Origin of the sequence: Mariniplasma anaerobium, assembly GCF_016865445.1 — a bacterium.
Lineage (GTDB): Bacteria > Bacillota_I > Bacilli_A > Acholeplasmatales > Acholeplasmataceae > Mariniplasma > Mariniplasma anaerobium.
The window spans coordinates 1,355,194-1,381,728 of the sequence record NZ_AP024412.1 but is presented as its reverse complement, the minus strand read 5'-3'; the positions used below and the strand labels follow the sequence as shown (position 1 = coordinate 1,381,728).

Genomic DNA, 26,535 nt, shown 5'->3' with positions numbered 1-26,535 from the left:
AATTTTTCTTGTATGGAGGTGTTTTGAATGAAAAAAAGCATTTTATTGCTATTGTTTTTATTTTTAGCAACAACTTTAATGGCTTGTAATGAAAACAGTGCATATAGTGATTTTGAAAAATTTATTTTAGATTTAGATAGCACTATCACAGCAGATATGGATTTACCACAAACCTATGAAAATACACCTGTTTCATATTATTATAATGATGAAAAAATAGAGAAAATAGAATTTCCGTACAGTAATAAAGATATAGAAATTACGATTGATGTTGTATTAGAAAATGATGATGAAATTAAAGTATCTAAACAAATATTAGTCAAAAAATCAAAAATTATATATGATTTGTACATTTCTACTGAAAATCAGCAAGAAATTACTTCTAAAGATGATTATATCAGAGGAAATCTTTCATTAGAAGATGATGGACCATTTTCTAAAGATGAACTTGGCCTTCGTATTAGAGGTAGAGGAAATTCAACTTGGGAGTATCCAAAAAAACCATATAAAATAAAATTTGATGAAAGACAAAGCTTATTAGGCATGGCAGCAGCAAAAGAATATGTTTTATTAGCTGAATACAATGATAAATCTTTAATGAGAAATTATCTTGCTCAATATTTTACTCAGTTTCTTAATGTTGATCGTTTTTTAGAAACTAGATATGTGAATTTACATGTTAATGAAGTTTATCAAGGCTTATACTTGCTAACAGAACAAGTTGAAGTCGATTCTAATAGACTTTCAATAGATGAATCAGAACGTAGTGATGGTGGGTTTCTTATCGAATTAGAAGCAGACGATAGAGTAAATCAAGAGGGTGTTATGGACATAGATTGGTTTAAAGTAGATGGAAGGAATTTCGTCATAAAATCACCAGATATGGAAGATTACACATCTGATATAGTAGATGATAAAATTGATTATATGAAGACTTATTTGAATGAATTCTTAATTTCTATAGAAAATGACACCTATGAAGATTATATTGATGTTGATAATTTTATTGACTATTTTATCTTAGCTGAGCTGTTTAAGCAAGTAGATATTGGGTATTCGAGTGTCTATACATACAAAGATGTAGATCAAAAATTAAAAATGGGACCATCGTGGGATTTTGATATCTCTAGTGGTAATGGTGACTATTATGATTATGGACCAGAAGGTTACTGGGTAGACTATAATCCATGGTTTAGAAAACTTATTCAAAAGAAATCTTTTGAGACACAATATACGGCAAGATTTAAAGAAGTTATGGACCTATATTTTGATGATTTATTATTTGAACTTGATTATGTTTCTAATTTACTATATCCGTATGCAATTGATAATTTTGCAACTTGGACAATACTAGATGAATATGTATGGCCAAATCCACAAGAAATGCTAGAAGCAAATACCTATTTAAAACAAATTATTTATTTAAAAAACTACTTAATTCAAAGAGAATCTTGGCTAGAAGATGAAATGCATACATATGGATATTATTTAGATTAAATAAGTGGTCAAATAAAAAAAATAAAAGGCTAAATAGCCTTTTTATTTTTTTAAACGCGCTCTAAATTATTCTTTTTTAAAGCTCTAGCAGACACTTTAACTTTAATGATTTTGCCATTTTCGTCTTTAATACGAACTGTTTGTAGATTACTCTTCCAAGTACGGCGAGTAGCATTTAAAGCATGACTGCGTTTGTTTCCAAAAACTGTCTTTTTACCTGTTACATAACATGTAGCCATATTCTCACTCCTAACTGCACAATTAAATTTAACATATATTGAGAGAAATTGCAACACGTAAGTACATAAAAATGTGATTTTTGTGTTTTTAATACCATAATATGAATTTATGATATAATATAAATGAATTTAACAGGTTAGATAGCGTTGCATTTTAGTTTCGATGGTGCTATACTGTTAAAGTATTTATTTGAAGTACGTAGTGAATTTGAAATTAATTGAAAAATATATATAAAGCATTTTTCCAAAATATGAGGAGGATCAAAATGGCAAATAAAACAGTCAGTGGATCTCTATTTAAAAAAATGGTAACTAACGGAGCAGTAAACTTAAAAAACAATCACAAAGAAATTGATCATTTAAATGTGTTTCCAGTGCCAGATGGCGATACTGGAACTAATATGCAAATGACAATGATGGCCGGCGTTAAAGAAGTACATAATTTAGACAGTCAATCAATAGTAGATATATCTAAAATTTTATCACGTGGATTACTTATGGGAGCTAGAGGTAACTCTGGAGTTATACTTTCCCAATTTTTCCGTGGAGTGTATTCTGAAATCGCAAAAATTGATAATGGATCAGCAACAGTTCAAGAATTTATTCAAGCACTTGTTGGTGGATATCAAATGGCTTATCGTGCAGTCATGGATCCTGTTGAAGGAACCATCTTAACAGTTGTTCGTGAATCAGCTGAAAAAGTTCTCCGTGAACAACCCAATTTAAATAGTGTTGAAGAAGTATTAAAGATGTATTTAGAACAAGCAAACGAAACATTAATTAAAACCCCAGATTTATTACCAGTATTAAAAGAAGCTGGTGTAGTAGATAGTGGTGGAGCAGGATTTATTAAAATCATTGAAGGATGGATGATGGCACTTAATGGTCAAATGTTAAGTGAATCTGAAGCTTCTTTAGAAGCACCAACTATGGAACATTTCCATGGTGCTGAAATGTTAGGCAATGTCGATATTAAATATGGCTATTGTACAGAATTTATTGTTAAATTACACAATCCAGAAAAATTTAGTGAAGATTTTATGAAAAATCCATTATCACAAATGGGCGATTCATTAGTAGTTGTTACAGATGATGATCTTCTTAAAATTCATGTTCATACAAATCAACCAGGTGTTGCATTAACTTTAGCTCAAAAATATGGTGATTTACAAACCATGAAAATTGAGAATATGAGATTACAACATTCAACAATTATGAATATGGATCAAACAAATCCAAATAAAGTAGAAAAAGCAAAAGCTAAATTTGGAATTATTGCAGTCGCATCAGGCGAAGGCATCCATGAAGCATTTAAAGAATTAGGTGTACAAACTATTATTGATGGTGGTCAAACTATGAATCCTTCAACTGAAGCTTTTGTTAAAGCTGTTGAAGAATTAAATGCTGAACATATTATCATCTTACCTAATAATAAGAATATTATCTTATCTGCAGAACAAACTCTTGATTTATGTCAAGATCGTTCAATCAGAGTTTTAAAGACTAAGAGTATTGCACAAGGATATTCATCATTAATGGCATTTGATCCAACTCAAGAGTTGGATGATAACATTGAAGAAATGACAGCTATCGTAGATACAATGCGTTCAGCTGAAATCACTTATGCGGTTAGAGATACTGAAATTAATGGTGTTAAGATTAAAAATGGTGAGTTTATAGGCATTACAAAAGGTAAAATCTTAGTATCTACACCATCTAGAGTTGAAACAGCTCAAAAGCTGCTTGATGACATGATCAATGAAGATAGAGAAATCATTACTATTTTCCATGGTGTTGATGCAAAAGAAGATGAAGTTTTAGCTGTTGTAGAATATGCTAAAAAATTAAATCCTGATATTGAAGTTGATTTAATTAATGGTAAACAAGAAATTTATTCATTTATAATTGCAGTAGAATAAAAAAAAGGGGAAACCCTTTTTTTAAAGCGGATGTGGTGGAATGGTAGACACGCATGCTTGAGGGGCATGTGGCTTTAGGGCCGTGTGAGTTCAAATCTCATCTTTCGCACCATATAAGAAGCATAGGTTTGATACAAATGTATCAGGCCTTTTTTTCATGCAGAAAGGGAGATTTTGCCCTATATTCCAAATTTCATGTGTCCTGTAGAGGGACAATTCAATACTTTTGTAGGGCTTTTTTGGTTTAATAGTTTAACCTTTTAACGATTACTTAACTATATACACGATTACCTAACAATTTACACGATTACACAATTGATTTCCTGATTTGATTAACAAATATACGTATACGATATAGAATAATGAACAATCAAGTGCTATAATACTAGAAAGAACACTTAGTAAAATTAAGGGGATTAATATTTTTCATAAGAAAGTTAATATTTTGGAAGGGTTTAATTATTATGTTACTAAATGAGACGACATTAAAAGAACTGAGAATAATAATCAACGAAAAAAGTCAATATAGATCTGGGCCAGTTTTGGTTAGCTTTTTTAATTTACTTGGCTTTAAGGACGAATATGGTGAAGGGTTTCCTTCTAGATGGGTGTATACTGATTCGAGATTGAAAATTATTAATGGTAAACCAGAACTTGATAAGTGTATAAAAAATGTTTTTGCACCAAATTTATTCATCGGAAATTATCAATTATTGGACGAGTTAATTGAAGATTTTAATCAATATATTTCTTATGATGGATGGATTATAAAAAGAAAAGAACGAGAAATCACTTTCTTAAAAACTGTATCAATTTACGAGAAAGAAGATAAAGTGACTTCCACAGAAAAAGAATTTCTAAGTGTAGATTATGGTGAGGTTGATTTATCAAAGATTAAAATTGAAGGAGCAATTTCAACCATATTAGAAAATCGTATTGTAGAATTGAAAGTTTTGATTGCCAATGAAACACCATTGTCCTCTGTCATAATGATGGGAAGTATACTTGAAGGATTGCTTTTAGCAATTGCAAATAAATATCCTAAAGAATACAATATGGCTACTTCATCACCGAAAAACACAGATGGATCTGTAAAAAAATTATATGATTGGACACTTAATGATTTTATTAATGTGACGTATGAAATTGGAGGTATAATGGAAGATGTGCAAAAATTTGCAAGCTCTTTAAGATATTTCCGTAACTATATACATCCTTATCAACAAATGAGTACGGGATTTAATCCAAGTGAAGAAACTGTTAAGATTTGTTTTCAAGTTTTAAAAGCTGCAATATCACAAATTTCTAAATCCAAATTTTCTTAGATATATTGACGTATAAATATAAAGTAAAGTAGACTTCATTTTGGGGGTAATATAATGAGTTGGGATTACAATGAGCATACAAAGCCATGTCAATGTGGTAAAGGATTGATTAAAGTAGTTGATGGATCAAATGATTGGGGACAAACATCTCATGATGAGACAATTTTATGTCCTGAATGCAAAGAAAAGGCTGATAAGGCAAAAGCACTCAAAGAAGAAAGAATGAGAATTGCTAATGGCAAAATATCCTTGGTCATTTCATACTTCAAAGAAAACTACACTCATTTGCTAGAAGATATATTTTTACATACAAGAAGCAAGAAGGCTGTATGGCAAATAGCATATGACTTGGGTATTGAGGATTGTAGTCTTACTAAATTCTACAAATATTACAGAGATAAAGATGAATACATTAAAGAACTTATTTGTTGGTATAGAATTGGTTCGATCATCAATGCTCTTAAAATTAAAGATCAAAAACTTAGTGAATTATTTCAAGATGCTAAAGCACATATTAAAGAATTTGATGATGAGTGGGCTGCGGCAAGCTATATGCATATTAAAGGCAGATAAAAATTAAAGGATATATTGATCTTTTTAAAACAATTGGTATTAAGAGGTGAATTATACAAAGTATGGAGTTTTTAGCAATAGGAGGCGATTATATGAATTTTATACTTAATCGAGATGACTTTAGTATCATGTTTTACGATATTGGTTTTTATGAGAAAGATATTAATATGGATGCACCAATTTCCGGAACAATCCGAGTATCTATAAAATCCGATAAATATGCTGCAAAGTCATATTTGGATCTATATCATAAAGACTTCGTTAATTTTTTAATTGATATCGTTAATTTGTTTAAGTCTTTAAAAACAGGAAATGCAATCATTAAAGAGCCTTATGGGTATGAACAATATGTTGAATTTATAAGTAAAAATGGAAAGTTCACGATTAAAGGTAAATTAGTTGATCAGGATTTCCGAAATTTTAAAATCGAATTTGAAGAAGTAGTAGATCAGAGCTATATGAATGATTTTATAAAAGTCATAGGTGAATTTGAATTAGAAAATTATTTAAAGTGATTAATGCAAACTAGCGTTAATGATTTGCGCATCTTTATTCAAAATAGATATTTTTACTCAATCTGTGGAGGTTGTAAGTACAATGATGAAAACCAATGTTACAGGGATTGAGTTTATTGATCCTAAAATAAATATAAATTGGAAACTCACTGAAGAAGATTTAGTTAATATATTAAAGTGTGAAAGAAACGATTCTCATTTTTATATCTTTGAAGCGAAACTTTATCCTATAGATATAGATGTCTTTAGTAGAATTACCTTCAATGATTTTGGTTATAAAATGGAAATTATAGTATCACAAACAAAACAAGAGAGAGATAAAAATTCAAAGGCTATTTATATAGATACAAATAACATGAATATCCTACATAATTATGTTGAGGAAAAGTTTGGATCACCGAAATTCTTTTCAAAATTGATTTCAATAATTAATAAGCCATTCTACAATCATCGATGGACATTTGATGATTTCAAGCTTTCGCATAAATATCAAGATTCCGTAATTGGATTTTATGAGTGTCTATTATTTGATGTAAAATATTAGCGTTTATATATTCTGCCCTAAGTATTGCACATCTCCTCATCACCACAAATAAAGTTTTAGGAAGGGTGTTAAAATGTATAAGATTGGAAGAATGAAGATTACAATTAAAGACCAAACATGTGACAATCCAATAGATTTAGTTGAAGACCTATTGTCTATGCTCTATAAGAATGGTCAAATCTTAATCAACTACATAGTTGAAAAACACAATTGTTTTTATATTGCGACAGTGACAACCACAGATGATGATTCTATTGAAGCAAAATACTTCAATGTTTACATTCGAAATATTCTAGAAAAAGTTGAATTCACATATGAGATTATATCTGATGATGGGTTTGCATCGGATTCATGTCAATGTCAGGAACATAGTTTTTATGTTTTAGGAACTTACTATGGAGATGATTCAAGCCCCGTATTATGTGGGGATTGTGGTAAAGAGATACCTTTAATCAAGTTACCATATATATTTAGTGAAGATGAGCATTTTTCTATTTTAAGTTATCAGAGAATGTACAATAGTGTAGTAGATGTTTGGATGAGCTCTTTGTCTGACAGATTTACTAAGAGACAACTAACCTATTATGATTCACAATTGACTAAAAGAGGGTTAGAAATATGCCATGAATTGGAAAGTAAGGTTGGGAAACCTGTATATTTCTTGCTGCCTGTAGGTGAGTTTGAAATTAATAAGACAGCTGAAAATATTGTAAATTGTCCTAAATGTGGAGGAGAACTAAACGTTTTGGAATCAACTGAATGCGTTGATAAAGTATGTCATTCTTGTAGGTTAGGATATATAGATCAACATATGTTTGATTTTTCAAAAAAATAATTGAATTTCATAATAAATTTTACTATGTTATGCAGGCATTTTTACAAAAAAAAACTTTAGAATAAGAGGGATTTTAGAGATATATTCTTTTAAAAGTGGGCAATTGTTATAGGTTTCATAACATTTTCTAGGGGTGCGTAGATTTTAGCAGGGGTGCGTAAAAATCACTAGGGGTGCGTAAATTCTACTAGGGGTGCGTAATTGTATCAAAATAGGTCACCCAACACATATAAGAAGCATAGGTTTGATACAATCGTATTAAGCCTTTTTTTCATGCATAAAGGGCACTTTTCCCCTATATTCCTAGTTCTATGTGTTCTGTAGAGGTTCGATTTAGAACTTTTACTGAGCATATTTGATTTCTGCATTCAACCTTTTAACGATTACTCAACAATTTACACGATTACCTAACAATTTAACGATTACAGAATTAAGTACAATTAATATTGCATAAATATACACAAAGTGGTAAAATATAGTTAGAAAGTAAGAAAATAGGAAAATAGGAAAGAGGTGGATTCGATGATTATAGAACTAAGGAAAAAATCTCAAATAACGATACCCAAAGAAATCATTAATGAGTTAAATCTTCAAGAAAAAGACCAACTTGAGATTTCTATAAAAAAAGGAGTCATTGTGATTGAGCCAGTCGCAATATATTCAAAATCATACATCCAAAAATTAGAAGAAACTGTGATGAGAATAAATGAAGACCCTTCAAAGTACAATGTTGGACCTTTTAAATCTGTAGAAGAAGCTATAAACTACTTAGAAGATTCAGATGAAGATGATGAGAAAGACAAAGAATCAAAAAAATGACATATGAAATATTATTTTCGACCAGGTTTAAGAAATCTTTTTCAAAGTTGCAAAATCAAGAAAAGAGATTATTCTACAATAAGTTATCTTTATTTATAGAGAATCACAGACACCCAAGTCTTAGAACAAAAAAGATCAAAGGTAGTGAGATTCTATTTGAGTCTAGCATCAATATGTCAATCAGAGCAATTTGGACATATCAAAATGAGAATTTGATATTGATGATAGACATTGGTCACCATGACATTTTAAACAAACTATAGTTTTTGTTTTCATATATAATTAAGAACTATGTAAGTTAATTTGAGCAGTCGTTTTCACAGAATCATTTTTAAGAAGAACCATCTTTACACATGGGAATAATGCGGCAGGTGCTAATTTATTAGTAGGGGTGCCAATTTGTATTATATTCTCATTTTGATGTAAGACATCTCCCTCTTGTTGACATATATCAATCTAAGATATAAAACATCTATAAAGAAAAATTATAAAAAACATATAGTGGAGGTGTCAAAATGAAAAAAGTATCAATACTATTTTGTATTCTATCGGTAATGATTCTATCGAGTTGTTCACAAATTAAAACCGATAATGTCCTTGAAGATTTAAAAAATCATAGTAATTTTACATATGAACTTAAAACTATTGTAACAGATGAAATTAAATCTGAGTTTTCAGTATTTGGAGGATTTGGCATGTATACATTAGTCGATTCCAGTATTGATGTGTATGAAGATGACATTAATGTATTTATGAGTGATAATCCTGTTACATATTATGATGTAAGTGGATATCCAGATTGTACGGATGAGTATGTGATCACAAGAATTTATACATCTGATCCATCAATAAATGTATATGACTATTCTGTTGGGGATATATATGACGAGGAAGAGATTATATTATTTATGAACACTATAGGGTTTGATAAGTCAGATAATATAGGGAATGTTTTTGAAAATGAAGACGTTCGTATCATATTATATTTTGATGATGAAAATATCATCTATAAAATAGTAGTAGAGCTAGTTTCAAGTTGCAGTGTTATTTTTTAAGAGTATTTCAAAGCAACTTTTTGTCCTAATAATATTGAGATGCTAGTTCAAACCACCAATAATAAATTGATACATGAATATCCATTTTGATACAAAGATTATATCTCAAAACTGAAGTGAAGATAAAATCCTTTAATGAAGCCATAATTTAGGGGTGCGTAATTGTATCAAAATAGGTTACCCAACACATATTGAAAGCATAGGTTTGATACATAAGCGAATTAGTAATTCGCCCTGGTATCAGGCTTTTTTTTCATACAGAAAGAGAGATTTTGCCCTATATTCCAAATTCATCAAACTAATTTCATAATTTTTGATTGAATCAGAAATGTTATGGTTAAAAGTAATTAAATAGATTTGGTGGATGCTTCTAAGTTCTAGGGACTCTCGACTCATCAATAGTATACGCGGTTGAAGAATTTTACGTCTATGTATAGGTGTTTATAGATTTTTCGGTTTTTCTTTGAAATAAAAACATACTAAAAATAGATACTATTTTTATCCAATAATTTGACATAAATAAACCAACAAAACAAAAAAAGTATCATTTAAGCAAAAACCTATTTACTATTTTATAGAATATTGTATAATCTTAATTGGGTATGTTTAATATCCCAAAGGAGAATCTTATATGCAAGTCATGAACAAAGATCGACATGGTAAACACATGAAGAGAAATCAGCTTAACATGGCTAAACAAAGAGGCAAGAAAATTGTCGGTAATAAAGTAAAAAAAGGATAAGCAATTAAATGCTTATTTTTTTGTTCAGAATTAAAACTTTCATTAAACGTATATTTATTGTTTCTTTATATTTATGATTGAAGTGTCCATACACCCGAAGCATAAATATATATTCCTGCTAGTTTGTCAATATTGTATAGTGTTAAAAAAGAACTTCCGTACCATCCAAATGAATGCGCATTACCAATTGTAACATCACTACCTATTGTAATACTAGTTATGTAGTTATCACCATAACCAAAAGCTCCATCGCCTACATAAACAACACTTGAGGGCAGTGTAACAGAAGTTAATTGATTTGTACCAAAAGCTCCGCCTTCAATTCTAGTTAAACCCGAACCAAAGGTAACAGAGGTTAACTGATTGTTATTAAAAGCATTGTGCCATATTCTTTCAACACTGTCAGGAATCGTAATCGTTGATAATTGATTGTCTTTAAATGCATTTCCAGATATTCTAGTAACACCTTCTTGTATAACAACTGAAGTGATACCAAGTGCAGGAAAAGCAGTAGAACCTATTTCAGTTATCACTACATCTGATATCGTTTGTGGAATTACTACATTTAATCCTCCACTGATATCATAACTTGTAATACGATAAGAAAGTGTTGAATCAGTAGTGAAATAAACTTCAGCAGTTGGTGTATAGATGGTTTCATTGCCTGAAATGATGACCCATTGTTGAACATCAACCTTAAATTCAAATGAGTTTTCATCATTTTTAAGGACTGGTATTGCTGAAATAAAATCTTCTTCATATAAATGAGTTAATCTATCTTCATCAGTATCATAGCCCTCAAATACATCATCTTGTGAATATAATTGACTTATACTAAGGTTTCTTGTTGCTTCATTTAGATTAGATAAATTTGCAAGATCGGCTTTTTGATTTGCATTATCAATAATTCCTCCAATTAAGACAACTGATATGGTAGTTAGTATGCCAATGATAACAAGGACTGCTAATAATTCAACTAATGTAACTCCAGTTTTATGTTTTTGTTTTAAGTCATACATTTAATCGCACATCCTTTTTTAATATGTGTTTAAACTTCGAATTTAATATAATTATAGCATATACAATTAAAAATATGTTAGCTTAAATGATTAGATATCTGTTTTCTAATCGTATTTTGTGACTGTTCTTTTTTTAGGTATCATGATAAACTAGATTATAGAAATAGTTTATGATTTTTATCTAAATTAGAAGTTTTAATCACTTAAAGGGGTAGGCCATGAGTATTATATTTAATCAAGTTCATAAACAAATGCCTAAGCTAAATTCACTAAATTACAAAGATTCATATGATTTGATTTATCCTAACGATAAATCAAAAGAAGGACTTGTAGTTACAAGTGTTATTTTAGAATATGGTGGAGGCAAGTCCACTTTTGCTTATAGGACTTATCCATATATGGCTAGATCAATGTTTCAGGTAAAGAAATCTTATAAAGATTTAAAAAAAAATAAACAAGTAGGCAAAAAAATCGTTACACTCAAAGATTTTGAACTCATTAAAAACTATGCTCAATTACTTGGGGTTATGCATTTTGGTGTGGCAAAAGTTGAAAAAGAAATGATATTTAGTAACCATGCAGTTTTATATGATCAGGCAATTGTATTTTCTTTAGAAATGGATAAAGTTGCAATTGAAAAAGCTCCACATAAAGATGCCGGTCATGAAGTAGAAAAATCTTATTACAAATTAGGCAAGATTGTAAATAAAGTCGCAAACTATATGCGTTCATTAGGATATAGAGTACAGGCAAGTCCTCCTGATGGTGGTGATGTTAATTTCGTCACATTAGCTAAAGCAGCAAATTTAGGAGAAATAGGAAATATAGGAATTTTGATTTCTAAAGTTGTTGGACCTCGTCAAAGACTAGCAGCAATATTTACAGATGCATCTGTCAGTGAACTTGATGTGAATAGTAAAGAAGACTATTCATGGATAAACGATTTTTGTATAAAGTGCCAACAATGTGTCAGAACATGTCCTAGTCAAGCGATTTTCGAGAATGCGTCAAAAGACAATTTAGATAAAAGAATTGATTATAAAAAATGTGCTCTACCTTATGGAACAACCCAAGGATGTAGCATATGCATTAAAGTTTGCCCCTTTAGTATACATGGCTATGATAGGATAAAAAAAGGCTTTTTTAAAAGTAAAAGCATTTAAATTAATATTTAATAAAAGGAATTTTTCTTATGAAAACATTGATAATAAAAGCAAAAGATATTGAACAAGAAAAAGTAAAAAAGAATATAAAAAACAGCTTATCTAATGATGAGCTTGTTGTTTTTCCGACTGAAACTGTATATGGAATTGGAGCAAACGCTTTATCTTCAAAAGCTGTAAAATCAATTTTTCTAGCTAAAGGAAGACCATCGGATAATCCATTAATAGTACATGTAAATAATCAAGCTGATGTATACAAATATACAAAAAATGTATCCGTATATGCAAAACCTCTTATGAACGCTTTTTGGCCAGGTCCATTAACTTTAATATTTGAAAATAATGGAATTATCTCTAAAGATGTTACAGGAGGTCTTTTAACTATTGCTATAAGAATACCATCACATCTGATTGCTAGAAAAGTCATAGAGATAAGTGGATTTCCAATTTGTGCGCCATCTGCAAATATAAGTGGTAGACCATCATCAACTTCATTTGAACATGTCAAAGAAGATTTTTATGAAAGAGTATCTATTTTAATTGATGGCGGGAATACTGATATAGGAATTGAATCAACAGTACTGGATTTAACCTCTGTTGTCCCTACAATCCTAAGACCAGGTAAAATCACTAAAAAAATGATTGAAGATATTTTATCCATAAATATTATTGACCATTCTGAAATCTTTACAGAAGATACTCCAAAAGCTCCAGGTATGAAGTATAGACATTATGCTCCAAAAGGTGTTGTCACACTTATAGACGGTTCAATGAAGCAGGTTGTTGATTATATTAATCAACAAATTAAATCACAAAATGACGAAAAAATAGCTGTATTGTGTCCAGATGAGTATTGTGAATTAATAGATTTAAAAAATATATTTAAATTAGGATCTAAAAATAGTCCTGAAACAATCGGACAAAACTTATTTTCTTTATTAAGACTTATGGATAAACTTGATATGAAAAAGATATATATTCCTGTAGTTAGCAGTAAAGGCATGGGGCAAGCAATTATGAATAGAGTGCTAAAAGCTGCAAATTATAACATCATTAAAGTATAATATATAGGTAAGTGATTAGTTTTTATACTTCCTTAAAAAATAAGGAGGAGTTTATGAGCAAATATATTGGTTATCATTTGCTTATTTAATATTAGTTGAAAAATAAATATTAAATCACTATAATAACACTAAAAAAATATAAAAGAGGTATATATATGAATGCAGATTTTTATAAAATCAAAGAATTAAACGATAAAATAAAAAAAGGAAAGACAAAGAAAATGCTTTATGTAGTAGGAGTCATGATTTCTATTGGCATTGTCTTATTAATTATTAATAGTGATCAATTTATAACAATATCTGTTCTATTGTTTTTCTTTGCACTTATTATAAGCATGATTTCATTTTTTATTTTTATGCTTTCAAAACAAAGAATTACAGAAGAAAAGATAAAAAATTCTATTAAAGTTATTTACCCAGTATCTGTTAATGCTTATAATAATAATCAGTTAAGTGATTTTCAAATCAAAACAGATTCCTTAGAATCATCAGTATTCAAATTATTTCCTGATTATTGTAATTATGAAAATATGGTTACATTTTTTGATGAAAAATCAAAACTTGTAGCTTATGCCACAAGAATATTTATTAATAGACGAGAAGGAAGAATAACACCAGTTTTTAATGGGACTTATATCATAGTTCCAATTTCATATCCAAATAATTTTTATTATGAAAAACTCCATGGTGCACTTGAATATCTTGCAAAAGCTGTTTCTAAAAGTCCAATGCTATCAGATAACAGTATACCGACTTATTTTAATAAAAAAACTGACTTCATGGGCGGAAAACTTTCAAGTGATTCTAAACAAGAGTTATCTAAAGAAATAGTAGAAGTCATTAAAACACTTGAAAAAAACCATTTAAATGTTTCACTTCGACTGGGCATTAAGGATAATGAATTACATATCGCAGTTCAAGGAAAGAATACATATCCACCGTATGTTAAAAAGTATAATGATAAAGAAAAAGAACTCATACAAGAATTTGTTTGGGACATATTAAAGGATATGTCGGATATTATAAACGTATTAAATATATAACTAATCGATTTTAAATCTATTTATTTAATAAATAAAAAAACGTCTCTTTTGAGACGTTTTTATGGTTTTAATAGTATAATGATTTAAGACACAAAGCTTAAAAATATAAAGTTACTATTAAATCCAAAGTGAAATGCTTTGGATTTTTTTATTGTTTGGCCATCATTTGATATAATAAAGATATAAATATATTGGAGGTATATTATGGAACAACATAAACTTAGTAAAGGACACCTTTTAGATGATAAAGGTAGATTAATAGAATCAGGTTATCATACATCTTTAATTAAAACATATGATAGACACCTTGTTAAGAATAAAGGGTTAAGACTTAAAGAATGGGATTATTATTATGTTGGTAATAAAGATTATGGAGTAGCTTTAACAGTTGCTGATAACGGCTATATGTGGTTATTAAGTGCAACCCTATTAGACTTCAATACTAAATCAGAAATATCTAAGTCAAAAATGAGATGGTTACCATTTAGAAGACTTCATATGCCTGCATCAAGTAAAACAGGAGATGTAATTGTAAAGAAAGCAAAATGGAGCATATCAATTAAACATGAAAATGATCATCGCCATATTGAAGCATACATTCCTAACTTTAAAAACAAAGAACCATTAATCATAGATATGTATCTTGATGAGATGATATCAGACTCTATGGTTATTGCAACACCTTTTGAAAAACCAACTAAATTTTATTATAATCAAAAAATAAATGTGTTAAGATCAACCGGAAGTATTTCTTTAGGTAGGGAAGTATTTGATTTTAATGATTGTTATGGGGTTCTTGATTGGGGTAGAGGATCATGGACATATCATAACACTTGGTATTGGGCTAGTCTATCAGGAACTATGGATAGTCATAAAATTGGATTTAATTTGGGTTATGGTTTTGGAGATACTTCGAAAGCTAGTGAAAATATGCTGTTTTTTGATGATAAGACCTATAAGCTTGATGATGTAATTTTTGATATACCTAAAACCAATGATACTTATGATTACTTAAAACCATGGAAATTCTCATCAAAAGATAAAAAAATTCATCTTGATTTTAAACCTATATTAGATAGAAATTCATATACAAATGCGATAATATTAAAATCTGATCAACATCAAGTATTTGGATATTTTTCAGGATATTTTGAAATTGAAAATAAAAAGATAGAAATAAAAGATATGATTGGGTTCGCAGAGCGTGTTGAAAATAAATGGTAAAATCACGTATCTCATTTCTAGGTTTCATTTTACTCATTAAAAAATCAAATAAATGATATAATAAAAACAACATTTGAGGTGGTTTTATGAAATTATCAACAGGCATGCATGTACCTATACATAGTTACAAGCATAATAAAAGGTTACATAGGATATGGAAAAAAACTGTAATCTTAGAAGAAAATCAACATGTTTTAGTTACTGGACATCATCGAACAAGAGTTATTGAACACGATGGAAGAAGCTGGCATACTAAAGAACCAGCTATTTGTTATTTCTATAATGATTTATGGTTCAATATTATTGGTATGTTAAAAAAAGATGGTGTATATTTTTATTGTAATTTATCAAGTCCTTATCTATATGATGGGGAAGCAATTAAATATATCGATTATGATTTAGATGTTAAGGTCTTTCCTGATGGATCATATATTATACTAGATGAAAAAGAATATGATATGCATTCAGATAAGATGTGTTATCCAGATGATATTCAAGGGATTATTCAAGATCAAATTGATTTATTAGTTGAACGTATAAAAGCAAAAGAAAAACCTTTTGATTTATCAGATATTCACTTGTATTATGAACAATACAAGAATATGAACAAAAGGTAATTAAATGAGAATATTTCATACAGCTGTAAAAATGACCTTAGTAACTGTTATTGCAGGACTTATTTCTAGATGGATCGGCCTTGAATATTGGTTAACTGGTGGCGTTTTAGCATTATTATCAATTCAATTAACAAAAAGAGATTCACTCATCATCGCATTTAGACGTATCGTTGATGTGTTTTTCGGTATGTTTTTATCCATTTTATTATTTGTTATATTTGGATATGAATTTTGGGTATTTATTGTAGTCGTTTTCATCTTTAGTTTTTCATCATGGAAGTTAAATATTGCAGAAGGCATAGTTCCTGCATTAGTTATTGTTACACATTTATTAATTTTTGGTGAGTTTTCATTTTCATTTATTATAGAAGAATCATTATTAGTACTTATCTCTATAGGAACCGCAACGATATTTAATACACTTTATCCTTCTCAAGGAGAATCAGAACTTATTAAATATACGCATATGATCGATCAGTTCATTAGAGATCATTTATTAATGTTATCTTTTTTAATCAAAGATCCATTATATGCTGAGACATACAATAATCATTATGCGAATTTAGAAAAAGAATTAAAAAAGGTTATTCACTATGTCGAATTAATTGATAAAGATCTTTTATTCCAAAACAATCAAAGCTATCTTTCATATGCATATATGAGAAAAACACAAGCAACGTTTATGAAGCATATGTATGATCAAGCATCAAAAATGATATGTGTTCATCAAAATGCTATCGAAATATCAGATTTTATTAAAGATTTGAGTTTTGATGTCGGTTTGTATAATAACAGCATAAAATATATTGATATCATAAATGATTTACTTGAAAAATATAGATTATCAGAACTACCTAAAACAAGAGAAGAATTTGAGAGTAGAGCTGTTTTATATCAAGTCTTATTAGAGCTTGAATCCTTATTAAATGTAAACTTACAATTTTACGAAGATCATCCCAATTTTTTTAAATAGCATTAAACTTTATTTTTTATATATTTTTAGTATAATTAACATAAATGACTTGAAAGGAAATAGTATATATGAATTTTATTAAAGGATTAACTTCGAAAATAAATGAATTGGCTAGACTTATTATATTTGTTATTATAGTAGGCTATGTTGTATTCTCTATTTTTGGAAATTACGGAACGATTTTACCAACTCTTGAAGCCATAGTGCCACTTGCGATTATTCTTACAGGAATTGTATATTTACAACTTAAGAAAAAAGAGTTTGCAGCTCATTTTGCATTGTTTGTAGGATTCTTCTTAACAGTAGGAACTAATTTTGTAAATAGTTTGTTATCGTTAAGATTTAAACCATTTGGATTTGCAATTCCATTAGATGGAGAATCATTCATTCAAATTATCGCTTTTCTATATTTGCTTTTAATGGTTGTATCTTTATTTTTCACAAACAAACCTAAAGCTAAAGTAACTAGAAAAGATTTATTATTTACAGGTATCATGGTAGGTGTATTCTTTTATTTAAGAGGTGGCATCTATTTATCAATTGCTAAATTGTTATTACCAGCAATATCTCTATTGTTTGGGCTTCCATTAGCAACCATTCTATTCTTATTAGCTGGAGTAGCAGACGTACCATTTGATTTCTTGTTTAGAATACTAAATCAAAATGTATTAAGTATTCCAATAAGTTATTATTTATTCTCATTATTTGCTTTCTATTTAATTTATGGAGCGGTAAAAGGAATCATTGGAGAACTCAATAAGAAATAAAAAAAATTTAAAGCCTAATTCTTTATGAATTAGGTTTTTTTTAATTCCTTATCATGTTAAAATATAGTTAAGTTTAAAAAGTAGGTGGCCTTATGTTTTTTTTAAAATCATTAAAAAACAAAATACCTATTCAAATTCAATGGATTGTCATGATTATCCTTTTCATGTTTTCTATGATTGGAATCATCACGGATGAATATGGATTTAATATCGTTATAGCTGTACTACCAAGACTTTTAATTGGATTAGCAGTTATCTATCTATTTAGTGAAAAAAAGCTTTTAGGAGGCTATATAGTCTTACTAGTTGCCTTATTTGGTAGATATATATATAACTTTGTATCATTTGTTTTATCATTTCGATTGAATACATTAAACTTTTTGCAAGATATAACTTTACTTGATGTTATTGGAACAGTGTTTAGTATATATTTACTGCTCATGATTTTGTCATATGTATTAAATGAGGAAAAGCAAAATATAAATATCCATATGGATTTATTAGTTATTTTGCTTAGTCTTTATTTATATTTCAGATATGGATATGAATATGCATTTGTTGCTTTATTTTTAATGCTTGTGTTTATAGCTTTAAATTCTAAAGTAGGTCTTTATTTAATGATGCTTAGCTATGTGATCCATATTCCATTTTTCTTAATTGATCTCGTATTTGATCGTATAGGATTTAATTTACTATCTTATTGGGTATATGGATGGTTTGGATTTATATTAATGATTTGGATATCTATCTATTTGGTAAAAGCTTTGAACCAAGAAATTGCATAAAAAAAACTATGCGATTTGCATAGTTTAGCACTTATATTGGAGCGGGCGAGGGGAATCGGACCCCCATTTCATGCTTGGCAAGCACGTGTAATAACCATTATACGACGCCCACGTCTTCGTGCTCTATTATAATAGCAAATATTTTATAGACTGTCAAGCATTATTACATATTTTTAATACTGAAAAAGGTGAACAAGATGAAGAAACATAAAGGTATATATTTTTTAATATTTTCTTTTTTTATAGGTGTTATTTTTGTGCTTTTAGTTTATTCAGGACTTTGGCTTAAATTCACTTTAGGTTTAAAAACTATTTCTTGGTGGTCATGGTTTGTATATTTGATATTTGCATTTTATCTGACGTTAACACTTCATGAGCTTGGCCATTTCTTTGCGTTTTATTTTCAAAAGATTAAACTACGCGCAATATACTTAACCATTTTTGTTTTTTATAAGACTAAAAAGGGATGGAGATTTACAATTAAACCTAAATTATGGGTCTTATTTGGAGGGTTGGTTGTTCCTGATATGGATCCAATTGAAGATGAAGAGACTTATCAAGATATTTCAGTTAAATTTTCTAAAGCTTTAATTGCAGCACCTATTGTTACAATCTCATTTTTAGTAATTACAATACTAACATTTATTTTAACTTATATATTGAGTACAAATTCACAATGGATAGGATTTATGACATTATTCACTTTATATGTTATTTTATTAAGCACACTTTATATTTATACATTTAAATTATCAAATCAAATGTTTTATGGTGACTTTGTTGCTTATGAGAAAATAAAAACAGATCCTATTTTCAGATTTGTACAATTAAACCAATATCTTTCATTCGGATTAAAAGAGCGCAAATACTCTACTTTTATGTGGGAAAAATCAAAAATCTTGATAAAAGAAAATGATATAAAAAGAGATGCATTTTATATGACTCTATTAATGACGTACTTAGAAGGTATCATTTATGAACAAATGAAACCAGATTTAGATATTGATTTAAAACTTAACAAAGTACCTCTAGCCTCCTTTGCAAGAGTAGAACATGGATTAATTGCATTATACGATATATGTTTATATCATTATTTTTTAGGAAATGTTGAAAAAGCTTATCAATTATTAGAACAAATTGAGAAGAGACAAGGAACAAAGATTAACGAACGGATTAAAGTTTATTTTAATAAAAAGACAAAACATGTCATACATATCCAATATGATCAAGAATTTTTAGATGATAAAAAGAATTATCCTGCAGAACAATCATGGATATTTGCACCTATTATGGATATATATGAAGATATGGAAACTCTACATAAGCCATTAGAATTCAAACTTTATGAATCATTAGTTGATTTAAGTGTAAATGATGAAGAGGAAATAAAAAAAAGCGATATATCGCTTGTTAAATAATAATAATGGTGCCCCCAACGAGAATCGAACTTGTATTTCAGCATTACCATTGCTGCGTTTTACCACTAAACTATGGGGGCTATAGATGCACGTAATAAAATTATAAATGAATGTTTATTAAAAGTCAATTTTAAATATAGAACAAGGAGAATATATATGGCAAAAAGAAGATCTGTGGCAAAGAAGCAAAAAAGTTTTCTATACATAATCCTAGTCATCATCATAGCAATAGGATATTATGCTTATGGTTTAATTGATACTGCCGAAAATGCTAACTATAGCGTCGATCAAAATTCTGATGGTTATTATTATTATACGTATGTTTCAAATCAAGATTATTATGATGGAACAAACGATTTAATAGGAAATAATTTAAAAAATGAACTACATGATATTATTAATCAAGATTTAGAGAGAGCAAGTTATGCTGAAGCAAAAGATTTTTTAGCTATCTCTGATCTATCTTTAACTGATAGTTCTAAAATTTATAATGTTTATGATTCAACATTAGTTCCAACGATTTGGGATGAGGGTGTTAGTTGGAATAGAGAGCATGTTTGGCCGAATTCAAGATTGGGACTTGATCGTGTTAATGAGAGTAATAGAACGATTGCATCTGATCTACATAATTTAAGAGCATGTACACCTGGCGTTAATAGTAGTCGATCCGATCGCTTTTATTCAGCTGGTAGTGGTGAGTATACAACCACAGATGATGGTGGCTTTTATCCAGGAGATGACCATAAGGGTGATGTTGCTAGAATCATTTTATACATGGCAGTTATGTATGATCAATTGATATTAACTGATGATTTAGATGCTCTATTAGATGAAAGTGATCATTACACACCTGCTGGTGCTAGAATGGGACAACTAAATCTTTTACTAAAATGGCATAAACAAGATCCAGTAGATGCATTTGAACAACAAAGAAATCAAGCGATATATGAGGCTCAAGGCAATAGAAATCCATTTATAGATAAACCTGAATTTGTTCATTTAATATGGGAGAATAAAACCATAGGTGACTTATTGAATCCAGATGAACCCGTTAGTTTTCAATATGCACCTATTATTCAAATGATAAAGGAGAATGAAAATGACACATACATTATCTAAAGGTAGATATTATGTAGGAGATCCTGCTTACTTAATTATAAAAAATAAAGAAGGAAACGACTTTATAGAAAAGCTATGGGAATTATTTTATAAAGATATGAATAAATTTCATGAACTTACCATTGATTCTATTAAGTTTTATGCGATGAGAACTGAAGGTGGAGATGGCTTTTTTGATGGTATTGGAACGGACACTGGAGTCTTTATTATTTTGGATATGAACCAAGTAAAAGGTCATATAGCATTTAAACAAGATATTGTAGAACGCGGATGTAAAATCATTGATATTAAGCAAGATACTATAGCAGAAGTTAAAGATTTTAATTTAGATATTAAAGGATATTTAAAAGTAGAAACACAGTAAATGTGTTTCTTTTTTTTGATTGGTTATATAAATATACCTTAAAATGTGATATATTATAATGATGGAAGGTCTGGTTTTTTCATGAAAATAATACTAAAATTATTAATGCCATACAAACGACAATTATCGGTAAGTTTAACAATGAAGTCAATCGCTGCATTGGCTGACCTTTTTTTGCCTTGGATTATAGCTTATATGATTGATGTTATCATTCCAGATTTGAAATTACAGACAAATCCATCACTTTTACCGCTATATCTAGCAGGTCTAACTATGGTTGTTATTGCTTTTTTAGGTCTTTATTTTAATGTAGCTGCAAATAGAAGAGCTGAACTTATTGCAGCATTAGCTGCTCAAAAATTGAGACATGATTTATTTGAAAAAATAGAAAATTTATCAGCTCATCAAGTCGATCAGTTAACTAGACCATCACTTATATCAAGAATGACAACAGATACCTATAATGTTTATAGAGCAACTGCAGTTATGCAAAGACTAGGTGTTAGAGCTCCTGTTTTATTATTTGGTGGTATTTTAATGTCTTTATTGTTAGATCCGATTTTAACATTAGTTATGATTGCGATGTTACCTCTTATTTTATTTATTGTATATTTCACATCTAAAAAAGGTGTACCGCTTTATAAAAAGACGCAAAAAAAAGTAGATGTTTTAATTAGAACCCTAAGAGAATATATTGTAGGAGCTAGAGTTGTAAGAGCCCTATCTATGAATGCGCATGAAATAAATAGATTTGATGGCGCAAATAAAGATACTGTAGACGCTGAATTAAAAGCAACTATTACGATGTCCAAAATTAATCCAATGATGAGAGCAGTTATGAACTTAGGATTAGTTATCGTTTTAGTATTTGGTGCATATAGAGTTGGTCTTGGAGTTACTGAAAAAGGTCAAATTATCGCATTTGTAACCTATTTCACAATCATTTTAAATGCGATGATGAGTATTACTAGAGTATTTGTGCTTTCTTCTAGAGCAAGTGCTTCAGGTGAACGTATTTTTGAAGTGATTAATATGCCAAATGATATTAAAGATGGGTATAAAGCATATAAGGAAGATATACAAAAACCTCATATCCAATTTGATAACATCCATTTTTCATATAATCTTAAAGAAAGTAATTTAGAAAATATTTCATTTAAATTAAACAAAGGACAAACCTTAGGTATTATAGGAGCAACGGGCTCTGGGAAAACAACGATTATTAATCTTTTAATGAGATTTTATGATCCAAGTCAAGGATCAATTAAAATATATGGTACTGATATTAGAGATTTAAAACAAAATGAACATAGAAAAAGAATTGGTGTTGTTTTCCAAAATGATCTAATATTTGCAGACAGTATTTTTGGAAATATCCAATTTAATAGAGAACATATTACAAATAAAGATATTGAAGTTGCAACCCAAATAGCTCAAGCTGATTTTATTTATGATAAAGAAGATCAGTATGAAACTCTTATGGCTCAAAAAGGCATGAATTTATCTGGTGGTCAAAAGCAAAGAGTTTTAGTTGCAAGAGCTGTTGCAGGTAGACCTGATATTATGGTTTTAGATGATGCATCATCTGCGCTTGACTATCAAACAGACTTAAACATGAGAAATTCTTTAAAACAGGAATTAAAAGATACAACGATGATTATCATCGCACAAAGAATAAGTAGTATTAAAGATTCAGATTTAATCTTATTAATTGATGAAGGAAAAATAATTGATCAAGGGACACATGAGCAACTTATGAAAACCTCAGCTTTATATCAAGAAATAGCAGAGTATCAGCAAGGCGGTGATGCCCTATGATGTATGCAGGAAAAGTAAGTCGTGGTAGAAATGATGGCTCTGACAAAGCAAAACATAAAAAATATGTCTTAAGACGACTTTGGGATTACTTATATTTTTATAAAACTAAATTGTTTGTTGCAATCTTTTTAACTATAGTTGCGAATGTATTATCTTTAATTGGTCCATTTTTAACAGGTAGAACTGTTGATGCAATGACTGATGGTGTAGATTTTGAGAAGGTCTTCTTATTTGCAGGACTTATGATTATATTTTATGGTGTTGCAGCTCTTTTAAATTACTTGTTAGCAATCGTGATGGTAAAAATATCTCAATCTGTTGTTTATAAAATGAGAAGTGACTTATTTGAAAAATTAAATAGAGTTAAAATATCCTATTTTGATAAAAATCAAATTGGAGATGTAATCTCTAAGATGAGCTATGATATTGATACAATCAATACATCACTAGCAACTGACGTAGTCAATATACTTACAAGTTCAATTACCGTCATACTTTCTTTTATCATGATGTTAATTATGTCACCGATATTAGTCTTAGTATTTGTTATTACTCTACCTATATCAATTATTATTACTAGAGTTTTATCAAAGATAGTGAAAAAGAAATTTAGAATTAGAAATCAAGCACTTGGAGAATTAAATGGGTTTGCTGAAGAAATGATTACAGGGCAAAGAACCATTCAATCATATGTTCAAGAAGAAAACGTATTAAAAAGATTTGAAAGTATAAATCAAAAAACTACAGATGCAGCTTATCAAGCTGGATATTATGCATCTTCAGTAGGACCATCTATAGGTTTTGTTTCAAATTTATCTGTAGCTTTAGTTGGTGTATTTGGTGGTATTCTTTATTTCCTAGGATCTCTATCTTTGGGTAATCTTACAAGTTTTACCCTTTATTCAAGAAGATTCTCCGGTCCAATTAATCAGATGAGTAATATTATTGCTGATATCCAAAGTGCACTTGCTGCAGCTGAAAGAGTCTTTAGAGTTTTAGATGAAGAAGAAGAAATTGTAGATGATGTTGATGCTGTTGAAGTAAAAGATGTCAAAGGCATAATTGAACTAAGAGACGTTTCTTTCGGATATTTAGAAAATGAATTGGTTTTAAAAGATGTTTCATTAAAAACTGATCAAGGTAAAGTAATTGCAATTGTTGGACCTACAGGTGCAGGGAAGACTACGCTAGTAAATCTTTTGATGAGATTTTATGAAATCGAACAAGGGCAAATTTTATTAGATGGCATAGATACTAAAATGATTACAAGAGCAAGTTTAAGAAGAACATTTTCTATGGTCTTGCAAGACACATGGATTTTCCATGGAACTGTTTTTGATAATATTGCTTATGGAAACGATAAGATTAGCCGTCTGGAAGTTGAAGAAGCTGCTAAGAAAGCCCATATTCATGCATTTATCAAACATCTACCTGACGGATATGATACGATCCTTACTGATGAGGGTTTAAATATTTCAAAAGGACAAAAACAATTATTAGTTATTGCTAGAGCTATGTTATCAAAAACAAAAATGCTTATTTTAGATGAAGCAACTTCTAATGTGGATACACATACAGAAGTTCAAATTCAAAAAGCGATGTTAGCTCTTATGAAAAATAAAACTACGTTTGTTATCGCCCATCGTCTATCAACGATTAAAAATGCTGATTTAATTTTAGTGGTTAAAGATGGCAACATAGTTGAACAAGGCACACATCAAGCTTTATTAGATGCTAAAGGATTCTATAATGAATTGTATCAAAGTCAATTTGCCTAAATAAAAAGATAAATATAAGCAGTCTTTTGATTTGTGAAGTATAAATAAATGTGCTATACTGATAAATATTTGATATTCAAACTATTATTGGTGATCACATGACAAAAAGAAAACTAACATTTATCATTTTAATCAGTTTCTATATGATGCTACTTATGGGTACAGTTTATGCATATAGTATATTTAGAACAGACATTAAAGAAATATATCAAGTCAATACTCTATTAAGCGGACTACCGTATATGCTATCTTTAAGCTTTTATGCTTTAGCAATGATGGTTACAGGTAGATATATCAATAATAAAAATCTAAGACAAATCGTTTTTTTAGGTTCGATGATGATTGTCTTGGGTTTTTTTGTTTCTTCTGTAACTCATAATTTTATCATTTTCACTTTATCATATGGTATGTTAATTGGAATTGGTGTTGGTATGGTTTATGGTATTCCTGTTTATATCATGCAGCGATACTTTCCAAAGAGAAGTGGATTGTATACAGGCATTATTTTATTAGGCTTTGGATTATCTCCTTTGATAACAGCACCTTTAGGGAAGTTATTTCTATCGATATATAATTTAAATACAACATTTTTAATCCTATCCATCATTTTTTTAATAACGCAAGTTCCGTTATCTTTATTTTTTAAAATTAATGAGGAAACTTTAATTGAAAGTAAAAATAATAAACCTTCATTAGTTATCAATCAAAATTTTTGGATTATTTATGGATTATTTACAATCACAACAGCTATAGGATTGATGATGATAGGACTATCTTATCAAGTCGGTGTTAATTATTATGGATTTGATAGTAAGTTTGTAATGTTGTCTATTTCTATATTTGCATTATGTAATGGAATAGCAAGACCTATGTTTGGATACTTGATTGATAAATATGACATTATAAAACCCTCAATTGCAAGTTTAGTTCTAATTGGTTTAGCTGCAGGTATCGGTATATTCAATCAAGGATCAAATTTTTATTTTTTCGCTTTAACCTATGGTCTTTTCTGGTTTAATCTAGGAGCTTGGTTATCCATAATGCCATCAATGATTAAAAAATATTTTGATATAAACCATTACTCTAAAATCTATGGATTGGTATTTACTGCTTATGGTATTGGTGCAATCTTATCGACATTAATCTCAGGATCTATTTTAGATATTTTAGGTAAAACTACATATATTTATGTATCTATTTTAGTGCTTTTAATATTAGCATTTATACTTATTTCACGCTTAAAATCAGTCTGTAAAGGCGTTAACTACTAAAGTGAAATAAGTAGTTGTAGGATAAAAATAATTTTTTATTTTTGTATAA

General features: G+C 29.1%; 25 protein-coding genes and 3 tRNA genes. 24 read left to right on the top strand and 4 right to left on the bottom strand.

All coding sequences use genetic code 11. From position 1 onward, the window contains the following. Positions 1 to 27: 27 nt before the first annotated feature. Positions 28 to 1,497 (top strand): CotH kinase family protein, encoded by a 1,470-nt coding sequence (locus tag MPAN_RS06600; protein WP_176238778.1) that lies wholly within the window; start codon positions 28 to 30, stop codon positions 1,495 to 1,497. A gap of 50 nt (positions 1,498 to 1,547) precedes the next feature. On the opposite strand, the gene rpmB is transcribed toward MPAN_RS06600, so the two are convergent. Continuing rightward, positions 1,548 to 1,736, bottom strand: a complete 189-nt coding sequence (rpmB, locus tag MPAN_RS06595) for a 50S ribosomal protein L28 (RefSeq protein WP_176238779.1) — start codon at positions 1,734 to 1,736, stop codon at positions 1,548 to 1,550. A gap of 266 nt (positions 1,737 to 2,002) precedes the next feature. Here rpmB and MPAN_RS06590 point away from each other — a divergent pair, with 266 nt between their 5' ends. The 9 genes from MPAN_RS06590 to MPAN_RS06550 all read left to right on the top strand — a co-directional run bounded on the left by MPAN_RS06590 (position 2,003) and on the right by MPAN_RS06550 (position 9,321). Continuing rightward, positions 2,003 to 3,655, top strand: a complete 1,653-nt coding sequence (locus tag MPAN_RS06590) for a DAK2 domain-containing protein (RefSeq protein ID WP_176238780.1) — start codon at positions 2,003 to 2,005, stop codon at positions 3,653 to 3,655. A gap of 26 nt (positions 3,656 to 3,681) precedes the next feature. Further along, positions 3,682 to 3,767 (top strand) — tRNA-Leu (locus tag MPAN_RS06585). 352 nt (positions 3,768 to 4,119) lie between these two features. Then, positions 4,120 to 4,980, top strand: a complete 861-nt coding sequence (locus tag MPAN_RS06580) for a hypothetical protein (protein ID WP_176238781.1) — start codon at positions 4,120 to 4,122, stop codon at positions 4,978 to 4,980. Positions 4,981 to 5,034: 54 nt separating this feature from the next. After that, on the top strand, positions 5,035 to 5,553 hold the full coding sequence (locus MPAN_RS06575; RefSeq protein ID WP_176238782.1) for a hypothetical protein: 519 nt from the start codon (positions 5,035 to 5,037) through the stop codon (positions 5,551 to 5,553). Between the two features lie 92 nt (positions 5,554 to 5,645). Beyond that, positions 5,646 to 6,068: a hypothetical protein gene (locus MPAN_RS06570; protein WP_176238783.1), complete on the top strand. Its 423-nt coding sequence runs from the start codon at positions 5,646 to 5,648 to the stop codon at positions 6,066 to 6,068. 85 nt (positions 6,069 to 6,153) lie between these two features. After that, the gene (locus MPAN_RS06565; RefSeq protein WP_176238784.1) at positions 6,154 to 6,612 is read left to right on the top strand and encodes a hypothetical protein; all 459 of its coding nucleotides are present in this window, start codon (positions 6,154 to 6,156) and stop codon (positions 6,610 to 6,612) included. 73 nt (positions 6,613 to 6,685) lie between these two features. Then, positions 6,686 to 7,447 carry a DUF2310 family Zn-ribbon-containing protein gene (locus MPAN_RS06560; RefSeq protein ID WP_176238785.1) on the top strand — a complete coding sequence of 254 codons (762 nt, stop codon included), beginning with the start codon at positions 6,686 to 6,688 and terminating at the stop codon, positions 7,445 to 7,447. A gap of 522 nt (positions 7,448 to 7,969) precedes the next feature. Next, positions 7,970 to 8,266 (top strand): AbrB/MazE/SpoVT family DNA-binding domain-containing protein, encoded by a 297-nt coding sequence (locus tag MPAN_RS06555; protein WP_106700692.1) that lies wholly within the window; start codon positions 7,970 to 7,972, stop codon positions 8,264 to 8,266. 515 nt (positions 8,267 to 8,781) lie between these two features. Beyond that, positions 8,782 to 9,321 carry a hypothetical protein gene (locus MPAN_RS06550; protein ID WP_176238786.1) on the top strand — a complete coding sequence of 180 codons (540 nt, stop codon included), beginning with the start codon at positions 8,782 to 8,784 and terminating at the stop codon, positions 9,319 to 9,321. Between the two features lie 813 nt (positions 9,322 to 10,134). Here MPAN_RS06550 and MPAN_RS06545 read toward each other — a convergent pair. Beyond that, entirely contained in the window at positions 10,135 to 11,082 is a 948-nt protein-coding gene (locus tag MPAN_RS06545) for a leucine-rich repeat protein (RefSeq protein ID WP_176238976.1), read from the bottom strand. 218 nt (positions 11,083 to 11,300) lie between these two features. On the opposite strand from MPAN_RS06545, the gene MPAN_RS06540 reads away from it, so the two are divergent. From MPAN_RS06540 to MPAN_RS06505, 8 genes are all read left to right on the top strand, one after another. Continuing rightward, the gene (locus MPAN_RS06540) at positions 11,301 to 12,245 is read left to right on the top strand and encodes a 4Fe-4S dicluster domain-containing protein (protein ID WP_176238787.1); all 945 of its coding nucleotides are present in this window, start codon (positions 11,301 to 11,303) and stop codon (positions 12,243 to 12,245) included. 29 nt (positions 12,246 to 12,274) lie between these two features. Further along, positions 12,275 to 13,309, top strand: a complete 1,035-nt coding sequence (locus tag MPAN_RS06535) for an L-threonylcarbamoyladenylate synthase (RefSeq protein WP_176238788.1) — start codon at positions 12,275 to 12,277, stop codon at positions 13,307 to 13,309. 155 nt (positions 13,310 to 13,464) lie between these two features. Further along, on the top strand, positions 13,465 to 14,352 hold the full coding sequence (locus MPAN_RS06530) for a beta/alpha barrel domain-containing protein (RefSeq protein WP_176238789.1): 888 nt from the start codon (positions 13,465 to 13,467) through the stop codon (positions 14,350 to 14,352). Between the two features lie 204 nt (positions 14,353 to 14,556). Continuing rightward, positions 14,557 to 15,576: a DUF2804 domain-containing protein gene (locus MPAN_RS06525; RefSeq protein WP_176238790.1), complete on the top strand. Its 1,020-nt coding sequence runs from the start codon at positions 14,557 to 14,559 to the stop codon at positions 15,574 to 15,576. An 86-nt stretch (positions 15,577 to 15,662) separates the two neighbouring features. Further along, positions 15,663 to 16,193 carry a DUF402 domain-containing protein gene (locus tag MPAN_RS06520; protein ID WP_176238791.1) on the top strand — a complete coding sequence of 177 codons (531 nt, stop codon included), beginning with the start codon at positions 15,663 to 15,665 and terminating at the stop codon, positions 16,191 to 16,193. 4 nt (positions 16,194 to 16,197) lie between these two features. Next, positions 16,198 to 17,166 (top strand): aromatic acid exporter family protein, encoded by a 969-nt coding sequence (locus tag MPAN_RS06515; protein WP_176238792.1) that lies wholly within the window; start codon positions 16,198 to 16,200, stop codon positions 17,164 to 17,166. 68 nt (positions 17,167 to 17,234) lie between these two features. Continuing rightward, positions 17,235 to 17,933, top strand: coding sequence for a hypothetical protein (locus MPAN_RS06510; RefSeq protein ID WP_176238793.1), 699 nt, complete (start codon positions 17,235 to 17,237; stop codon positions 17,931 to 17,933). A 92-nt stretch (positions 17,934 to 18,025) separates the two neighbouring features. After that, positions 18,026 to 18,718 carry a hypothetical protein gene (locus MPAN_RS06505; RefSeq protein ID WP_176238794.1) on the top strand — a complete coding sequence of 231 codons (693 nt, stop codon included), beginning with the start codon at positions 18,026 to 18,028 and terminating at the stop codon, positions 18,716 to 18,718. 37 nt (positions 18,719 to 18,755) lie between these two features. Here MPAN_RS06505 and MPAN_RS06500 read toward each other — a convergent pair. Beyond that, positions 18,756 to 18,830, bottom strand: a tRNA-Gly gene (locus MPAN_RS06500). Positions 18,831 to 18,915: 85 nt separating this feature from the next. Here MPAN_RS06500 and MPAN_RS06495 point away from each other — a divergent pair. Continuing rightward, positions 18,916 to 20,136 (top strand): site-2 protease family protein, encoded by a 1,221-nt coding sequence (locus MPAN_RS06495; protein WP_176238795.1) that lies wholly within the window; start codon positions 18,916 to 18,918, stop codon positions 20,134 to 20,136. Between the two features lie 6 nt (positions 20,137 to 20,142). Here MPAN_RS06495 and MPAN_RS06490 read toward each other — a convergent pair. Further along, positions 20,143 to 20,216 (bottom strand) — tRNA-Thr (locus MPAN_RS06490). 76 nt (positions 20,217 to 20,292) lie between these two features. On the opposite strand from MPAN_RS06490, the gene MPAN_RS06485 reads away from it, so the two are divergent. The 5 genes from MPAN_RS06485 (at position 20,293) to MPAN_RS06465 (ending at position 26,486) form a co-directional block, all read left to right on the top strand. Then, positions 20,293 to 21,255, top strand: coding sequence for an endonuclease I family protein (locus tag MPAN_RS06485; protein ID WP_176238796.1), 963 nt, complete (start codon positions 20,293 to 20,295; stop codon positions 21,253 to 21,255). Next, entirely contained in the window at positions 21,236 to 21,619 is a 384-nt protein-coding gene (locus tag MPAN_RS06480) for a hypothetical protein (protein ID WP_176238797.1), read from the top strand. The genes MPAN_RS06485 and MPAN_RS06480 overlap by 20 nt, the downstream gene beginning before the upstream one ends. A gap of 81 nt (positions 21,620 to 21,700) precedes the next feature. Continuing rightward, positions 21,701 to 23,437, top strand: coding sequence for an ABC transporter ATP-binding protein (locus MPAN_RS06475; RefSeq protein WP_176238798.1), 1,737 nt, complete (start codon positions 21,701 to 21,703; stop codon positions 23,435 to 23,437). Beyond that, complete coding sequence (locus MPAN_RS06470; protein WP_231756755.1) at positions 23,437 to 25,215, top strand: ABC transporter ATP-binding protein; 1,779 nt, start codon at positions 23,437 to 23,439, stop codon at positions 25,213 to 25,215. The genes MPAN_RS06475 and MPAN_RS06470 overlap by 1 nt, the downstream gene beginning before the upstream one ends. A gap of 98 nt (positions 25,216 to 25,313) precedes the next feature. After that, positions 25,314 to 26,486: an MFS transporter gene (locus MPAN_RS06465; protein ID WP_176238800.1), complete on the top strand. Its 1,173-nt coding sequence runs from the start codon at positions 25,314 to 25,316 to the stop codon at positions 26,484 to 26,486. Positions 26,487 to 26,535 lie beyond the last annotated feature (49 nt).

What these genes read in the sequence shown, in the direction of transcription:
- MPAN_RS06600 (WP_176238778.1), top strand. Translation starts at nt 28, where the DNA reads ATGAAAAAAAGCATTTTATTGCTATTGTTTTTATTTTTAGCAACAACT.
- rpmB (WP_176238779.1), bottom strand. Translation starts at nt 1,736, where the DNA reads ATGGCTACATGTTATGTAACAGGTAAAAAGACAGTTTTTGGAAACAAA.
- MPAN_RS06590 (WP_176238780.1), top strand. Translation starts at nt 2,003, where the DNA reads ATGGCAAATAAAACAGTCAGTGGATCTCTATTTAAAAAAATGGTAACT.
- MPAN_RS06580 (WP_176238781.1), top strand. Translation starts at nt 4,120, where the DNA reads ATGTTACTAAATGAGACGACATTAAAAGAACTGAGAATAATAATCAAC.
- MPAN_RS06575 (WP_176238782.1), top strand. Translation starts at nt 5,035, where the DNA reads ATGAGTTGGGATTACAATGAGCATACAAAGCCATGTCAATGTGGTAAA.
- MPAN_RS06570 (WP_176238783.1), top strand. Translation starts at nt 5,646, where the DNA reads ATGAATTTTATACTTAATCGAGATGACTTTAGTATCATGTTTTACGAT.
- MPAN_RS06565 (WP_176238784.1), top strand. Translation starts at nt 6,154, where the DNA reads ATGAAAACCAATGTTACAGGGATTGAGTTTATTGATCCTAAAATAAAT.
- MPAN_RS06560 (WP_176238785.1), top strand. Translation starts at nt 6,686, where the DNA reads ATGTATAAGATTGGAAGAATGAAGATTACAATTAAAGACCAAACATGT.
- MPAN_RS06555 (WP_106700692.1), top strand. Translation starts at nt 7,970, where the DNA reads ATGATTATAGAACTAAGGAAAAAATCTCAAATAACGATACCCAAAGAA.
- MPAN_RS06550 (WP_176238786.1), top strand. Translation starts at nt 8,782, where the DNA reads ATGAAAAAAGTATCAATACTATTTTGTATTCTATCGGTAATGATTCTA.
- MPAN_RS06545 (WP_176238976.1), bottom strand. Translation starts at nt 11,082, where the DNA reads ATGTATGACTTAAAACAAAAACATAAAACTGGAGTTACATTAGTTGAA.
- MPAN_RS06540 (WP_176238787.1), top strand. Translation starts at nt 11,301, where the DNA reads ATGAGTATTATATTTAATCAAGTTCATAAACAAATGCCTAAGCTAAAT.
- MPAN_RS06535 (WP_176238788.1), top strand. Translation starts at nt 12,275, where the DNA reads ATGAAAACATTGATAATAAAAGCAAAAGATATTGAACAAGAAAAAGTA.
- MPAN_RS06530 (WP_176238789.1), top strand. Translation starts at nt 13,465, where the DNA reads ATGAATGCAGATTTTTATAAAATCAAAGAATTAAACGATAAAATAAAA.
- MPAN_RS06525 (WP_176238790.1), top strand. Translation starts at nt 14,557, where the DNA reads ATGGAACAACATAAACTTAGTAAAGGACACCTTTTAGATGATAAAGGT.
- MPAN_RS06520 (WP_176238791.1), top strand. Translation starts at nt 15,663, where the DNA reads ATGAAATTATCAACAGGCATGCATGTACCTATACATAGTTACAAGCAT.
- MPAN_RS06515 (WP_176238792.1), top strand. Translation starts at nt 16,198, where the DNA reads ATGAGAATATTTCATACAGCTGTAAAAATGACCTTAGTAACTGTTATT.
- MPAN_RS06510 (WP_176238793.1), top strand. Translation starts at nt 17,235, where the DNA reads ATGAATTTTATTAAAGGATTAACTTCGAAAATAAATGAATTGGCTAGA.
- MPAN_RS06505 (WP_176238794.1), top strand. Translation starts at nt 18,026, where the DNA reads ATGTTTTTTTTAAAATCATTAAAAAACAAAATACCTATTCAAATTCAA.
- MPAN_RS06495 (WP_176238795.1), top strand. Translation starts at nt 18,916, where the DNA reads ATGAAGAAACATAAAGGTATATATTTTTTAATATTTTCTTTTTTTATA.
- MPAN_RS06485 (WP_176238796.1), top strand. Translation starts at nt 20,293, where the DNA reads ATGGCAAAAAGAAGATCTGTGGCAAAGAAGCAAAAAAGTTTTCTATAC.
- MPAN_RS06480 (WP_176238797.1), top strand. Translation starts at nt 21,236, where the DNA reads ATGACACATACATTATCTAAAGGTAGATATTATGTAGGAGATCCTGCT.
- MPAN_RS06475 (WP_176238798.1), top strand. Translation starts at nt 21,701, where the DNA reads ATGAAAATAATACTAAAATTATTAATGCCATACAAACGACAATTATCG.
- MPAN_RS06470 (WP_231756755.1), top strand. Translation starts at nt 23,437, where the DNA reads ATGTATGCAGGAAAAGTAAGTCGTGGTAGAAATGATGGCTCTGACAAA.
- MPAN_RS06465 (WP_176238800.1), top strand. Translation starts at nt 25,314, where the DNA reads ATGACAAAAAGAAAACTAACATTTATCATTTTAATCAGTTTCTATATG.